The sequence below is a fragment of the Microbispora triticiradicis genome (assembly GCF_005864065.1).
GTDB classification, from domain to species: Bacteria; Actinomycetota; Actinomycetes; order Streptosporangiales; family Streptosporangiaceae; genus Microbispora; species Microbispora triticiradicis.
Window position 1 is genome coordinate 292,745 of sequence record NZ_VANP01000003.1, and the last position, 14,651, is coordinate 307,395.

Genomic DNA, 14,651 nt, shown 5'->3' on the forward strand with positions numbered 1-14,651 from the left:
GCACGATGCCGGGGCATGGCCCGATGCCGAGGCGACGGCCGGTGCGGGGACGACAGCCAGCGCCGACGCGGCATTCGGCACCGGAACAACGCCTGGCGCGGGGGCGGCGGCCGGCGGGGCGGCGGGGCGGGAAAGAGGGATCATTCCTGCACCCTCCGGAACCGCTCCAGCGGCACGACCGAGGTGCCCGACATCTGCTTGGCCGCGCCGAACCCGAGTACGGCCAGATCGAGCTCGCAGGTCACGGTGGCCCGGACGACCGCGAGATGGTCGTCGGTGCTCATCTCCCACTCGGTGCCCGACATGTCGACCTCCGGGGAGCACTCGCCGGAGAGGGCCGATTCGGCGGCCTCCTTGGCGGCCGACTCGGCCTCCGACCGCGTGCGCTGCACCGAGGCGGCCCGCGCGGCGTCACGCGCCGCCCCGTTGACCTCTCCCTGCGCCTCCACGATCCGGCCCGCCGCGACCAGGAACAGCAGGAACAGCAGGAAGAGGGGGGCGAGCATGACCGTCTCGGCCGTCATCGAGCCCCTGTCTCCTTTCCTGGCGAGATGTGGAGCCCGGGCGAGTCCTGGGGCCGGGGTGGAGCGGGAAGCCCGAGCGGAGCGGAGAGACAGGGCAGAGCGGGGAGTCAGGGCGGAGCGGGGAGTCAGGGCGGAGCGGGGAGCCGAGGCACGGTTGGAGGCCGGGGCGGAGCGGAGCGTCATTCGCACCCCTCCGAGCCGTCGTCCGGGCGGAAGCACTCGACGGGCCCGCCGAAGCGCGAGGTGATGTGGATGGCCATCTCGGGCAGCAGCGGCACCACCAGTACGGCGTCGCCGGTGACCTCGATGCCCCGCTGGTCGCCCTGCTCCCAGGCCTTCGCCTCGGCGTCGCGCAGCAGTTGCGGACCGATCGCCTGCACGATCTGCCGGGCCTTGCCCTCCGCGGCGTCCTGCCAGCCGTCGGAGGAGCCCGCCGTCCTGGCGACGCGCGCACCCTCCCGCGCGGCGGCGTCGGCGACCTGACGGCCGTGGAACCAGAGCGCGACCTGGACTATCAGGAAGACGACCGCCAGCACGATCGGCATCAGGATGGCGAGCTCGATCACCGTCGCGCCCCGCTCACCACGCCGCCCACCACGCCGCTCACCACGCCGCTCAGCACGCCGGTCGCCGCCCCGCTCACCCTGCCGCCATGGCATGGAGCCGTGGGGTCCTTCGGCACGCGACCAGGGAACGGAGCCGCATGGCCGGCCGCCACGCCGCCCGGGTACGGACCCGCACGACCCGCCACCGCACAACCCGCCACCGCACAACCCGCCACAGTGCCGCCCGGGTACGGACCCGCACAGCCCGCCACCGCACAACTCGATGCCACACAACTCGATGCCACTCCGTCCGGGATCGGAGCCGCACGACGCGTCGACGAGCCGTCCGGGACCGAGCCCGCACGGCTCAGTGGCACGCCGGGGACAGGGGCCGCGTGGCACGCGGCCGCGTCCGCCCTGCACCCTGGTCACCCGCCGCCGCCGGCACCACCACCGCCGCCACCGCCGCCGCCACCCCCGCCGCCGCCGAAGCTGTTCTGGATGTCGGCCTGCCGTCCCTCGACCACCGACTTGATCAGCGTGGCCAGACCGAGCGCGACCCCGGCGATGATGGCGGTGATGATCACCCATTCGACCGCCGAGGCTCCTCTGGACGGAGCGGTCCTGGCGCGGTCGAGCCGTACGTGGAGCACGGCCACCAGATAGTGAAACCAGAGCATCAGGCCCCCAACATCTTCATGGCTGCCGGAAAGGTAAGGAAGATCACAAAACCCGCGCACAGCAGGAGCTGGGCGACGAGCATCGACTGGGACCGCTCGCCCGCCTTGCCCTCGACCTCCGCGAGCTCGCGGCGGCGCAGGGTGGCGGCCCGTGCGGTGAGTGACGAGCGCACCTTGGCGCCGTCGTCGGCGACCAGCCCGAGGGCGGCCGAGAGGTCGCGCAGCTCGTCGACGTTGATCTCGTCGCCGAGCTGGCCGAGCGCCTGCCACGGGGTGATGCCGACGATCCGGGCGTTCGCCAGTGCCTCGCGGATGCGCTCCATGGCCCAGTTCGCGCCGGGGGCGGGCCCGGCCGCGTTCCCGGCACCGCTCGCCCCACCGCTCACGGTGCCGGTCGAGGCGCCGGCGACCGCGCCGCTCGAAGCGCCGTTCAGCGTCCCGTTGAGCGCGCCGGGCGCGGCGGCGGGGCTGCCGACGGAGACCGCCATCATCAGCGCCTCCGGGACGCCCCGGCCACCCGCGAGGTTCATCGCCACGAGGTCGAGGAAGGCCCCGACCGCGTGCCGGAAGTCCCGGCGCCGTACGGCGGCGTCCCGCTTGAGCTGCACGTCGGGCAGCAGGAAGAAGACCACGCAGACGATCAGGGCCGACCACAGCGGCACCTGCAGCGAGACCCCCCACTCCATCAGCGCCAGCCAGCCGACGAGCAGCGGGAACGCCAGCAGGCCGGAGACGCCCAGCAGCAGCTTCGTCGCCAGGAAGCCCTCGAACGACCTGCCGAGCAGCGCGAGGTCGGCCTTGACCGAGCGCGCCTCCCAGCCGCGGCTCTCGTAGAACCGGGCGAGCCGGACGCCGAGCGTACGGCGGAACTCGCTGACGTCCTCCTCCGGCGCGATCAGGGGGGCCCTCGGCACGCCCGTGCCGTCGCGGGCCTGGTCGAGCGCGGCGAGCCGGGCGAGCAGGCCGGGCCGGGGCGGGAACAGCGCCCGCAGCAGCAGGAAGATCCCGAGCCCGAGCACCACCCCGGCGAGCACGGTGTTGATCACGGCGTCCTCCCTTCGGCCGCGAGACCACCGACGGTTCCTCCGGTGGGGACCGGCCGCGTCTGGGAGCGGGTCTGCGGCGGAGAGATCTCGGCCCGAGGGTGCGGGGCGAGGATCCGGGCGGGCTTGTCGAAGCGGGCGAGCCGCCGCATCCACGCGAAGCCCGCGCCGAACAGGCCGGCCACGATGACCAGCACGGCCTGGCCGAGCACGGAGTTGTACTCCTCCACGTAGGACCGGTTGAACACGACGAGCGCGCCGGCAAAAACAAGGGCGGTGCCGACGACGATCTGCACGCTCTTGCGGGTGGACCTGCGCTCGGCCTCCACCCGGCGGCGCATGTCCAGCTCCTCGCGGGCGGAGACCGCCAGGGCCGACAGCACGTCGCGCAGGCCCGGCCCGCGCAGCCGGGAGTTGAGGATCAGCGCCGCCACGACGAGGTCGGCCGAGGTGTCGTCCAGCTCGTCGGCGAAGATCCGCAGCGCGTCGGAGAGCGGCATCCTCATGTGCAGGCGGTCGACCATCGACCGCAGATGGGGTTGCAGCGTCGGCGACGCGGCCCGGATCGACGAGGGAATGGCCTGCTCCAGGCCGGCCGCGCCGGCGATCGTGTCCCGCAGCGACTCGGTCCAGGCCGCCAGGCCCTCCAGCCGCCGCATCGCGGCCCGCTCCTCCGCCGCGCCGCCGGTGAGTCCGCGCCAGGCGATGACCAGCAGTACGGCGCCTGCCGCGATGACCGGCCACCCCGTCACCACCAGGACCAGCACCCCCGTGATCAGGGCGACCGCCAGCCTGGTGGACAGCGTGCGCAGCAGCGCCGTCCGCTTCGCCCTGCCGTCGGGGGCGGCGGGCCGGCGACGCACGCCGTACAGGGCCAGGGCGAGCAGGAAGATCCCGCCGCCGGCCATGGCGCCGGGCAGCAGCACCAGCGGGTCGAGCAGGTCCGGGGGCACGGGCAGCAGGCCGCTCATCGCCACGCTCCCATCGCCGGGTCGTAGCCGTGGGCGGCCAGTTCGTCCGCGCAGGAGATCGGGGCGTGCGGCACCACGTAGCCGCCCGCCATCGCGAACACCTCCGAGGACAGCACCCGCCCGTCGCAGCCGGTGACCTCGCGCACGCTGGACACGTAGCGGCGCAGCGTGCCGCCCCGGTGGTAGTCGTTGCGCTTCTCGATGAACACCACGAAGTCGATGGCCCCGGCGATGAGCATGTGGGTGGCCTCGATGGGCAGCCGCTCCACGGCCTGCAGCGCGTAGGTCGCGATGCGGTTGAACACCTCCATGCTGGAGTTGGCGTGGATCGTCGACAGCGACCCGTCGTTGCCCTGGGTCATCGCGTTCAGCATCGTGACGATCTCGTCGCCGAGCACCTCGCCCACGATCACGCGGGAGGGGTTCATGCGCAGCGAGCGGCGCACCAGCTCGGCCATCGTGATCTCCCCCTGCCCCTCGGAGTTGGGCAGGCGGTGCTCGAAGGCCACCACGTTCGGGTGCAGCTCGGGGAACTGGTCCAGCCCCAGCTCAAGGGCGCGTTCCACGGTGATGAGCCGCTCGGTCGGCGGGATCTCGTTGGCCAGCGCCCGCAGCAGCGTCGTCTTCCCGGCGTTCGTCGACCCGGCGAGCATGATGTTCTTGCGCGCCGCGACAGCGGCCGTGAGGAACCTGCCCACCTCGGGGGTGAGCGTGCCGTTCCCGACGAGGTCGGAGAGGAAGACCTTGCCGAGGCGGGACCGGCGGATCGACAGCGCGGGCCGCACGGTGACGTCCATGACCGCCGAGAGCCGCGAGCCGTCCGGCAGGCGCAGGTCGAGCTGCGGGTTCGCGGTGTCGAAGGGCCGCGACGAGAGGCCCGAGTAGGCCGCGAGGATCTGGATCAGCTCGACCAGTTCCTCGTCGGACTCCGCGACGGGATCGTGCATGATCTCCTGGCCGTCGGCGTAGCTGACGAACACCCGGTCGCACCCGTTGATGTCGATGTTCTCGACCTCGGGGTCGTCCAGCAGCGGCTGGAGGCGGCCGACGCCGAAGAGCGCGGCGTGGATGCCCGCCGCGAGCGCCTCCTCCTCCTCGGCGGTCGGCGGCGTGCGCCCCACGCCGATCTCGCCGCGCGCGAACTCCTCCAGCACCTGGGCGATCAGCGCCCGGGCGAACTGCCGTTCGTCCTCCCCCGACATGGGCGGCAGGCCGCTCGCCTGGTCCAGCCGCCGCTGGTGCGCCAGGCGGTCGCCGACCTCCTGCCGGAACCGCTTCACCAGGCCGTGGTCCACGGTCCGCCGCTGGGCGTTCATGCCGCCCCCTCGCCCGGCCGCCCGCGGGAGCGTCCGGTCCGCCCGGCGTGCCCGGCGGTCCGCGCGGTCATGACCGCACCTCCGGGGCCCGTCGCGTGAACCGGCCGCCCGGCTGCCGCCGCGCCGACTGCGAGTCGTCCTCGCCGCCCGCGAGGTGCGTGGCGAGGCGGGTGGCCAGCTCCCGCGCCGTACGGATCAGCATGCTGCGGTCGAGTTTGCCGCCCCACTGGCCGCGCAGCAGTTCGGCGCCCTTCGGGTCGTGCGCCAGGCCGCCGACGAAGGCGACGTCCCAGCCGGACACGATGCGTCGGATCTCCTCCAGCGAGGTGCGGTACGACCGGGGGTCGGCGATGACGACGACGCCGGCCTTGCGGCCGAGCAGCGACAGCCGCTCACGCAGGTGGGCGACGTGGTCGAGGCTGGCCCGCGTGAACAGCACCACCAGGTCGGCCTCGGCCATCAGGTCGTTGATGGGGGCGTGCAGTCCGAGGCGGCCGCAGTCGGCGAGCACGTCGGCCTGCGGCAGGGCGGCGAACGCCCGGCCGAGCGGCCCCCACAGCCAGGTGAGGCCCGCCGCCTGCTCCCCACTGGTCAGCCCGGCCAGCACGTCGAGACCGCCGACGAGCTTCTGCGTGTGCTCGTACACGAGATCGGTGTGGAGCCCGCGCCGCGCGACCGCGCCGAGGCTGAGCAGGCCGCGGCCGGGGTTGAGCACGCTCCCGTCGGCCCCGGGCAGGCGGTAGGCGAGGTCGCCGCCGGACGGGTCGCACTCGGCCAGCAGCACCGGGCGGGGCCACACCGCGCCGAGGGCCGTCGCCGCGGTGGTCACGCCGGGCGCCCCCTTGTCGGCCGCGAGCACGATCAGCGCCACGTCACTTGACCCCCGGAAGCGAGATGAGGGCGATTTCCCCACTGGAGGCGTACTGGGCGATGGTCGGCGCGATCGTGGTGTCGACGACGATCGTGACCAGCCCGCCGCCGGACCGTCCGGAGGAGATGCTCTCCACGCGGGCGGCGGTGGTCAGCACCTTCTGCTGGGCGGCGACGGAGCCGCGACCGGCAGTGGGCACGTAGACCACCTGGACGATCTCGCTCCACCTGAGGTCGCCGGGCATCTGTCCCGCCTTGAGCGAGAGGCCGACCTTGGCCTTGCCCGGCCCGACCTGGTCGCTCGAATTCGAAGTCATCTGCTGGGTGAGCAGCGTGCCCGGCAACAGCGTCACCGCGGCGTACGTCTTGGCCACCTCGTCCTTGTAGCGGTAGGCGACGTAGTCGATGCCGGTGTCGGCGATCTGCACCTCTCTGAGGGCCGATGCCGGGATGCGCTGCCCGGCGCCCACCTGCTGGGTGATCTGCACGGCGGAGACGCGGTCGCCGCTGCGCATGACCAGAAGGGTGGTGGCCAGCGCGCCGCCCAGGATGAGGAGGACGGCGAGCGCGGCGAGGGCGGGCTTGCGCTCCCTCGGCGGGACGGGCAGTTTGCGGGAGGCCGGTCCGGACAGGCCGGGCCGGGCCGCCGCGCGAGCGTCCTGCGGCGTCTTCTCGCTGATCCTCATGGGTGGGGGACCCCCAGGATGACGGCGCCCCTTCTGTTTTCGGGCCGCTTGAATGTAATTACGGTCTTACCGTTGCTCCGAATTCACTCCATTATGGCCAGCTCCCGCCGCCATAAGTGGCGCGAAGTGGCGACCCATGCTTATCCGTTAGGAATACGCCTGTCAACGGGAGTCGATCTATCGCCATATCGACACAAGGCTTTACTATCCCGACATTTCGTGATAGTAACTGACCACTTCTGCCCCACTTGTCACATGGCTCACAGCGGCATCTCGGGAAGCGCGGGCCGGGTCCGCGCCGGGCATGTCTCCCGGTCCGTCACACGTCGCCGGATGACAGACGCTTTTACCTATTCCGGGAAACGCCCAGATGAGCGGCGGGCGCGCGGCTACGGTGTCCCGCGGGAGAGCGCCCGGACCCGAGGCGGCACCGGAGCGGACCTCGGGAAAGATCTTCACGGGACCGCCCCGGGATGAAACGCTTTCCGGAGTTCTCCGCCGCACCACCGCCGTCTGGGAGTCTGCGCATGCGGGTTACGCTCACCGTGGTCACCGAGCACGGCCGCCGGGACGTGCTGGTCGAGGGAGAAGGGACCGCCACGGTCGCCGCCCTCACCGGCGCGCTCACCGCCATGCTGGAGGGCGCGTCCGCCCGGCCGGCCAACGTCGTACGGCTGCCGCGCGCCCGCGCGCCGTACGACATGGACCGGGACCGGCCCGCCAGGCCCGCCGCCGGCCAGGAGACGAGGCTCTGGGTGGACGGCCGGCCGCTCGACCCCGACGCGGTCGTGTTCGGCCTGCTGCGCGACGGCGACCTGGTAGCCCTGGACGGTCACGCCGCGGCCGCCACGGTGACCGAGGAGCCCGGCGGCCCGGCGGAGTTGCGCGTGGTGGGCGGGCCCGGCGCGGGGGTGGTCCACCGGATCGGGCTCGGCGCGCACACGGTCGGCGCCGATCCCGCCTGCGCGATCTCCGTGCCCGACCCCGGGATGCCGCCGGTCGCGCTGGTCGTCAGGCTCGCCCTCGGAACGGCCACCGTGGAGCCCGCCGGACCGGCGTCCGCCCCCGGCGGCGAACCGGTCGCGCGACTGGAGGGCGAACCGGTCACCGGGGCGGTCGAGTGGCCCGCGGGCGGCATGCTCTCCTGCGGCGGTTCCGTGCTGTCCCTGGGCCCCGTGCGGCCCCCGGACGCCCACCTCGACGCGCTGCAGGACGGCGGGCTCGCCTACAACCGGCCGCCGCGCCTGCAGCGGCCCGAGCGGCAGCGGCGGTTCACGGTCCCGGCCGAGCCGAAGCGCGGCGAGGGCATGCGGCTGCAGCTGCTGGCCGCGATGCTGCCGGCCGTCCTCGGGGTGGTCATGGCCCTCGTCACGCACACGTGGTACTACCTGCTGATCGCGTTCATGACGCCGCTCATCATGATCGGCCAGTGGGTGAGCGACCGCAGGCACGGCAGGAAGAAGCACCGCCAGGCGATCAAGACGTACCGCGAGCGGATGGCCGCCTTCGAGGCGGAGGTGGCCCGCGCGGTGCGGCAGGACGAGGAGGCCCGCCGCCAGGGCGCTCCCGACCCCGCCGAGGTGCTGCTCACCGCGACCGGGCCGCGCCGCCGCCTCTGGGAGCGCCGCGTGCACGACCAGGACGCGCTGCGGCTGCGGATAGGGCTGGCCGACCTGCCCGCCGACCTGGAGTTCGAGCCGGAGACCGGCACTCCCCCCGACGCGGCCCGGCGGGAGCCGCCCGTCTGCCACGACGTGCCGGTCGCGCTCGTCATGCGCCGCCTCGGCGTCGCGGGCCTGACCGGGCCGCGGGAGGTGGCCCTCGGCTGCGCCCGGTGGCTCGTCGGCCAGGCCGCCGCCCTGCACAGCCCCCGCGACCTGGCCGTCGTGGTGCTGTCGGCCAACGCCGACGGCGCCGAGCAGTGGAGCTGGGTCCGCTGGCTGCCGCACTGCGCCCCGGACGCCGCCCGCGGGGGCGCCCTGTCGTCCGACTGCGCCGTGCTCGTCGGCGCCGACCCCGAGGCCGCCGCGCGCCGCGTCGCCGAACTCACCGCCCTGGTCGCCGAACGCCTCGACAGCGAGAACGGCTCCGGCCCCTACCCGGGAGCGCCACGCGGCGCCCGCCTGTCGGGCGGCCCGGCCGGCTGGGACGACCTGGGGCGCGGAGGCGGGAACCGGTCGGCCGAGCCGGCCTTCACGACCTACGACGAGCGGCCGTTCGACGTGCTCGTCGTGCTCGACGGCGCGCAGGTGCTGCGCGGCCTGCCCGGCATGCCGCAGGTGCTGCGGCAGGGACCCCGGGCGGGGGTCTACACGATCGCGATCGACGACGACGAGCGGCTGCTCCCCGAGGAGTGCGCGACGGTCGTGTCCTGCGACCCCGCCGGTGGCGTACGGCTCCACGGCGGCGGCCTCGACCCGATCACGGGCATCCGCGCCGACCGGGTCTCGCCGTCCTGGGCCGAGCGCCTGGCCCGCGCGCTCGCCCCGCTGCGCGACGTGAGCCGCGAGGACCCCTCGGCCGCCCTGCCCGACGCGGTCCGCCTGCTCGACCTGCTGGACGTCGCACCCGATCCCGCCGCCCTCGCGGAGCGGCAGGGCCGTACGACCCGGGCCCTGATCGGCGTGGGGCCGGAGGGGCCGTTCGAGGTCGACCTGAGCAGGGACGGCCCGCACGCCCTGGTCGCGGGCACGACCGGCGCGGGCAAGTCGGAGCTGCTGCAGACCCTGATCTGCTCGCTCGCCGTGGTCAACCGGCCCGACGAGATGACGTTCGTACTGATCGACTACAAGGGCGGCGCCGCCTTCAAGGAGTGCGTACGGCTCCCGCACACGGTCGGCATGGTGAGCGACCTCGACGGCCACCTGACCCAGCGGGCCCTGTCGTCGCTGGCCGCCGAGATCCGGCGCAGAGAGCGCCTGCTGCTCGACGCGGGGGCCAAGGACATCGAGGACTACCAGCGGTCGCGCGGGGCCACCTGGGTCCTCGGCAGCGGCGGCGTCCGGCGGACGCGCGGCGGCGGGATCTTCGCCGCGCCGGTGCCGGAGAGCGCCGGCAGCAAGAGGGACCTGCCGCCGCTGCCCCGGCTCGTCCTGATCATCGACGAGTTCGCCGCGCTGGTGGCGGAGCTGCCCGACTTCGTGGACGGCCTGGTCGACATCGCCCGCCGGGGCCGATCCCTCGGCATCCACCTGATCCTCGCCACCCAGCGGCCGGGCGGCGTGGTCACCGCCGACATCCAGGCCAACACCTCGCTCAGGATCGCGCTGCGGGTGACCGACGCCCGTGAGTCCGGGGACGTCATCGACGTGCCGGACGCCGCGCACATCTCGCGGGCGACGCCGGGCCGCTGCTACGTGCGGGCGGGCTCGGCCACGCCGGTCGCCGTGCAGACGGCCAGGATCGGCGGGCGGACCCCCCATGCCCGGGTCCGCGGCAACGGCGCGGCCGACGGCGGCGCCGAGGACGTGCGGGTGCTCGACCTGCCCTGGCCCGCGCTCGGCCATCCCCTGCCCGCCCCGCCCGCCCAGGCGGGGAGCGGCACCGACCTGGCCCTGCTCGTGGACGCGCTGCTGGAGGCCGGGAACGGGCTGCCCCGCCAGCCCAGTCCCTGGCTGCCGCCTCTTCCGGACCGGGTCGTCCTCGACGTCGAGGCCGCGGCCGCCGGACGGTCGGGGTCGTCGGTGAGGTCGTCCGTGAGGTACGAGGGGGGTGCCGGGGAGACCGGCTCCGGGAGCGACCCGCTCGACGGCGGGGCGCTGGCGGCGGCGCCGCCGTACCGGCCGGGGATCGAGGAGGTGCCGCCGCTGCCGTTCGGCGTGACGGACCTGCCCTGGCGGCAGGGCCGGCGGGCGCTCGCGCTCGACCCGCGCCACGGCGGCCACCTGCTCATCGCGGGCGGCGCGCGCAGCGGCAGGTCCAGCGCGCTGCGGACGATCGCGGGGTCGATCGCGGCCGGCGCCTCCCCCGAGGACGTGCACGTCCACGCCGTCGACTGCGGGTCGGGCGCGCTGCTGCCGCTCGTCGCGCTGCCGCACTGCGGCGCCGTGGTCACGCGCGACCAGATGGACCGGGTGGAGCGCCTGCTCACCCGGCTGCGCGCGGAGGTCGGGCGCCGTCAGCACCTGCTGGCCGAGGCGGGGTACGCCTCGCTCGCCGAGGCGCGGGCCGCCGCCAGGTCCCGGACCGACACCAGGCCGCTGGCGGCCCGGGACCGTTCGGGCGTGGGGGCGCTGCCCTGGATGGTGCTGCTGCTGGACCGCTGGGAGGGGTACGTCGCGGCGTTCGAGAACTACGACTACGGGCGGCTGGTCGACGCGTTGTTGCAACTGCTGCGGGAGGGACCGGCCGTGGGGCTGCGCGCCGTGGTCACCGCCGACCGGTCGGGCCTGATCGGGCAGATCTCCACCGTCTTCGACGACCGGCTGGTGCTCCGGCTCGCCGATCCCGCCGACTACGGGCTCGCCGGGCTGCCCGTACGCAACCTGCCGACCTCCATGCCGCCGGGCCGGGCCCTGTCGGTCGGCGACCACGGCCTGGTGGAGAGCCAGGTCGCGCTGCTGGGCGACGACCCCTCCGGCCCCGCGCAGGTGGCGGTCCTGCAGGACCTCGCCCGTACGACCGCGGCCAGATTCGGGAGCACGGCCGGGGGCACGACCGGGGGCACGACGAGCGGCGTGACCGGCGGCGGGACGGACGACGGGGAGGCGGGCCGCGCCTGGGTCTGGCCGTCGGAGCCCCCGCTGCGGGTGGACGCCCTGCCGATGCGCATAACGGCGGAGCAGGCGATGGACCTCGCTCCGGCGTTCGAGCCGCCGTCGGCGCTGTGGGCGCTGCTCGGCGCGGGAGGCGACGCGCTCACGCCGCTGGGCGTGGACCTGCAGGGCCAGGGCCCGGCGGCGGTGATCGCCGGACCGCCCCGCTCGGGCAGGTCGTCCACGCTGGTCACGGCGGCACGCTCACTGCTTGCCCGGGGCACGCCGGTGCTCGTCGTGACCCCGCGCCGCAGCCCGCTGCGCGACCTCGCCGGGGCGTCCGGAGTGCTCGCCGTGCTGGACGGCAACGCCAGAAGCGTGACCGGGGGCGGCGCCGACGAGTTCGGCGGCCTGCCCGGCGCGCTCGATCCGCTGGCCCTGGTCGCCGGGCACGAGCGTTACGTGGTGGTCGTGGACGACGCGGAACTGATCTCGCCCGACTCGCCGCTCGGGCTGGCCCTGGACGAGATCCTGCGCACCGGCCGGGACGGTGAGCACGGCCTGCTCGTCGCGGGGGCCACCGGCGACCTGGCGACGGCCTACCGGGGCTTCGCGGCCGAGGCGCGCAAGGGCAGGACCGGGCTGCTGCTCAACGTGCAGAGCCCGGCCGACGGGGACCTGTTCACCGTGCGGCTGCCGCGTGGCGCCGTGGGCGGGCCTCCCGGGCGGGGCCTGCTGGTCATCTCGGGCACCGCGACCCCTATCCAGTGCGCCGTCCCCCAGTGACCCCGTGCCGTGCGTGACCCTGCGCCGGACCCTGTGCCGGACGCCGCGTGGGCGGCGTCCGGCGGTGTGACGAGGACGGCATTTCAGGTCTTTTCTGGCCTGAAGGCCGTCCCTTTTTCGCGAATCGCCGGGCGCCTCGTCAGCCGAGGCGCCCGGCGAGAGATCGTGCGGATTTCGTCAGCGGGTGGCGGACTCGATGTTGCCGCGGTAGGTGGTGATGACCCGGGAGGCCTCGTTGAGCTCTTCCGCCATTCGCTGGAACGCCGTGCGGTAGCTCTGCCAGGCGTCGTGGAAGCGCTGCGCGCCGGGGCCGGTCCAGGCGGTGCCGACCTTGGCCGCCTCGCGGTCGAGGGCGGCCATCGTGGTGCGAACCTGGTCCGCCTGCTGGCTGAACTGCGCGGCCATGCCCTGCATCTCCGCGGGGTCGCCGCCGAGCAAGCTGTTACTCATTCAGTCACTCCTCCATCGACAAAGGGGCCGCCCTCACCGTAAAACGCATGTCAATCCTGTGAAGACCTTATGCCGAGCGGCTATATCGGAAGGCCAGGAGAATGTGGCTTTTCTGGTAGTTATTCCTCTTGGGCCGGGCCTTGCCAGGAGGTCTGCCGGGAGCCTGAGCGGCCGCGCGCCCTCCGGAGGGGGGCGACTCCGGCGCCCCCTGAAAATCCCTGCCCGGCGTAGGTCAGGGGTGCCCCTGGGGCCCCCGGCGACGAGGCGGCACCTCTACACTCCCAGGCAGGGTTCGCGAGCGCTGAAGGGAAGGGACATCCCGGTGCAAAAGGTCCTGATCGCCAATCGTGGCGAAATCGCCGTACGGATCGCCCGGGCCTGCCGGGACGCCGGCCTGGCCAGCGTGGCCGTGTACGCCGACCAGGATCTGGACGCGTTGCACGTGCGGGTGGCCGACGAGGCGCACGCGCTCGGCGGGCAGAGCCCCGCGGAGACGTACCTCGACATCGCCAAGATCCTGGCGGTGGCGGCGAAGACCGGCGCGGACGCCGTCCATCCCGGCTACGGCTTCCTCGCCGAGAACGCGGGCTTCGCCCAGGCCGTGCTCGACGCCGGTCTGATCTGGATCGGCCCGCCGCCCTCGGCGATCGACGCGCTCGGCGACAAGGTCCAGGCCCGGCACATCGCGCAGCGCGTCGGCGCCCCGCTCGTGGCGGGCACCCCCGACCCGGTGTCCGGTGTGGACGAGGTGGTCGAGTTCGCCGGGCGGCACGGCCTGCCGATCGCCATCAAGGCCGCCTTCGGCGGCGGCGGCCGCGGGCTCAAGGTCGCCCGGACGATGGAGGAGATCCCCGACCTCTACGAGTCGGCCGTACGTGAGGCGGTGACCGCCTTCGGGCGCGGCGAGTGCTTCGTCGAGCGCTACCTCGACCGGCCGCGCCACGTCGAGACCCAGTGCCTGGCCGACCGGCACGGCAACGTGGTCGTCGTCAGCACCCGCGACTGCTCGCTCCAGCGCCGTCACCAGAAGCTCGTGGAGGAGGCCCCGGCGCCGTTCCTCACCGACGAGCAGCTCGACCTCCTCTACTCGTCGTCGAAGGCCATCCTGCGCGAGGCGGGGTACGTCGGCGCCGGCACCTGCGAGTTCCTCGTCGGCCAGGACGGCACGATCTCCTTCCTGGAGGTCAACACCCGGCTCCAGGTCGAGCACCCGGTGACCGAGGAGGTCTCCGGCATCGACCTCGTCCGCGAGATGTTCCGCATCGCCGACGGCGAGCCGCTGGGGTACGACGACCCGGTGCTGCGCGGCCACTCGATCGAGTTCCGGATCAACGCGGAGGACGCGGGCCGCAACTTCCTGCCCGCGCCGGGCACGCTGACCTCGATGCGCGTCCCGTCCGGGCCGGGCGTACGCCTGGACGGCGGCTACGAGACCGGGATGAGCGTCCCGCAGGCGTTCGACTCGCTCGTGGCCAAGCTGATCGTGACCGGGGCCACCCGCCGGCAGGCCTTGGAGCGGGCGCGGCGGGCGCTGGCCGAGTACGAGATCGGCGGCATGCCGACCGTGCTGCCGTTCCACCGGGCCGTGGTGGAGGACCCCGCCTTCGTCGGCGAGCCCTTCTCCGTCCACACCCGGTGGATCGAGACCGAGTTCGTCAACGACATCCCGCCGTACGAGGCGACGGCGGAGGCCTCCGGCGAGCCGGCGGGACGCGAGCGGATCACGGTCGAGGTCGGCGGCAAGCGACTGGAGGTCGTGCTGCCCGCGGGGCTGGGTTCGTCCGGCCTCGGGGCGGACCGGCCCGAGCCCAGGAAGGCGGCGCCCAGGCGGTCCGGCGGGAGCAGCGCGAAGAAGGCCGCGGCGAGCGGCGACGCGCTCGTCAGCCCGATGCAGGGCACGATCGTGAAGGTCGTCGTAGCCGACGGGGACACCGTCGAGCCCGGCGACACGGTCATCGTCCTGGAGGCGATGAAGATGGAGCAGCCGCTGACCGCGCACAAGGGCGGCACGGTCACCGGCCTGGCGGCCGCCGTCGGCCAGACGGTCACCGCCGGGACCGCGCTCTGCGAGATCAAGGACGCCTGA

Annotated in this window: 11 protein-coding genes; 2 read left to right on the forward strand and 9 right to left on the reverse strand. The window is 74.0% G+C overall.

Features of this window, described 5'->3' with window-relative positions; translation table 11 throughout:
• Window positions 1-140 precede the first annotated feature (140 nt).
• From FED44_RS09430 to FED44_RS09475, 8 genes are all read right to left on the reverse strand, one after another.
• The gene (locus FED44_RS09430; protein ID WP_138460424.1) at window positions 141-524 is read right to left on the reverse strand and encodes a TadE/TadG family type IV pilus assembly protein; all 384 of its coding nucleotides are present in this window, start codon (window positions 522-524) and stop codon (window positions 141-143) included.
• A gap of 179 nt (window positions 525-703) precedes the next feature.
• Window positions 704-1,090: a TadE family protein gene (locus tag FED44_RS09440; protein WP_244301813.1), complete on the reverse strand. Its 387-nt coding sequence runs from the start codon at window positions 1,088-1,090 to the stop codon at window positions 704-706.
• Window positions 1,091-1,497: 407 nt separating this feature from the next.
• Window positions 1,498-1,749, reverse strand: coding sequence for a hypothetical protein (locus tag FED44_RS09445; protein WP_138460427.1), 252 nt, complete (start codon window positions 1,747-1,749; stop codon window positions 1,498-1,500).
• Window positions 1,749-2,795: a type II secretion system protein gene (locus FED44_RS37190; protein ID WP_244301814.1), complete on the reverse strand. Its 1,047-nt coding sequence runs from the start codon at window positions 2,793-2,795 to the stop codon at window positions 1,749-1,751. The genes FED44_RS09445 and FED44_RS37190 overlap by 1 nt, the downstream gene beginning before the upstream one ends.
• Window positions 2,792-3,763 carry a type II secretion system F family protein gene (locus FED44_RS09460; protein WP_111698460.1) on the reverse strand — a complete coding sequence of 324 codons (972 nt, stop codon included), beginning with the start codon at window positions 3,761-3,763 and terminating at the stop codon, window positions 2,792-2,794. The genes FED44_RS37190 and FED44_RS09460 overlap by 4 nt, the downstream gene beginning before the upstream one ends.
• Window positions 3,760-5,079 carry a CpaF family protein gene (locus tag FED44_RS09465; protein ID WP_111698300.1) on the reverse strand — a complete coding sequence of 440 codons (1,320 nt, stop codon included), beginning with the start codon at window positions 5,077-5,079 and terminating at the stop codon, window positions 3,760-3,762. The genes FED44_RS09460 and FED44_RS09465 overlap by 4 nt, the downstream gene beginning before the upstream one ends.
• 67 nt (window positions 5,080-5,146) lie before the next feature.
• Window positions 5,147-5,950, reverse strand: a complete 804-nt coding sequence (locus FED44_RS09470; protein WP_244301815.1) for a MinD/ParA family ATP-binding protein — start codon at window positions 5,948-5,950, stop codon at window positions 5,147-5,149.
• 1 nt (window position 5,951) lies between these two features.
• Entirely contained in the window at window positions 5,952-6,635 is a 684-nt protein-coding gene (locus tag FED44_RS09475) for a hypothetical protein (RefSeq protein WP_111698302.1), read from the reverse strand.
• 527 nt (window positions 6,636-7,162) lie between these two features.
• Here FED44_RS09475 and FED44_RS09480 point away from each other — a divergent pair.
• A complete protein-coding gene (locus tag FED44_RS09480; protein WP_138460428.1) occupies window positions 7,163-12,115 on the forward strand; it encodes an FtsK/SpoIIIE domain-containing protein in 4,953 nt (1,650 codons plus the stop codon).
• 177 nt (window positions 12,116-12,292) lie between these two features.
• Here FED44_RS09480 and FED44_RS09485 read toward each other — a convergent pair whose 3' ends face one another.
• Entirely contained in the window at window positions 12,293-12,565 is a 273-nt protein-coding gene (locus tag FED44_RS09485) for a WXG100 family type VII secretion target (protein WP_111698308.1), read from the reverse strand.
• Between the two features lie 322 nt (window positions 12,566-12,887).
• Here FED44_RS09485 and FED44_RS09490 point away from each other — a divergent pair, with 322 nt between their 5' ends.
• Window positions 12,888-14,651, forward strand: coding sequence for an ATP-binding protein (locus tag FED44_RS09490; protein WP_138460429.1), 1,764 nt, complete (start codon window positions 12,888-12,890; stop codon window positions 14,649-14,651).

Coding starts and splice junctions, on each gene's coding strand:
- FED44_RS09460 (WP_111698460.1), bottom strand. CDS start 3,763: ATGAGCGGCCTGCTGCCCGTGCCCCCGGACCTGCTCGACCCGCTGGTG.
- FED44_RS09445 (WP_138460427.1), bottom strand. CDS start 1,749: ATGCTCTGGTTTCACTATCTGGTGGCCGTGCTCCACGTACGGCTCGAC.
- FED44_RS09485 (WP_111698308.1), bottom strand. CDS start 12,565: ATGAGTAACAGCTTGCTCGGCGGCGACCCCGCGGAGATGCAGGGCATG.
- FED44_RS09475 (WP_111698302.1), bottom strand. CDS start 6,635: ATGAGGATCAGCGAGAAGACGCCGCAGGACGCTCGCGCGGCGGCCCGG.
- FED44_RS09480 (WP_138460428.1), top strand. CDS start 7,163: ATGCGGGTTACGCTCACCGTGGTCACCGAGCACGGCCGCCGGGACGTG.
- FED44_RS09430 (WP_138460424.1), bottom strand. CDS start 524: ATGACGGCCGAGACGGTCATGCTCGCCCCCCTCTTCCTGCTGTTCCTG.
- FED44_RS09465 (WP_111698300.1), bottom strand. CDS start 5,079: ATGAACGCCCAGCGGCGGACCGTGGACCACGGCCTGGTGAAGCGGTTC.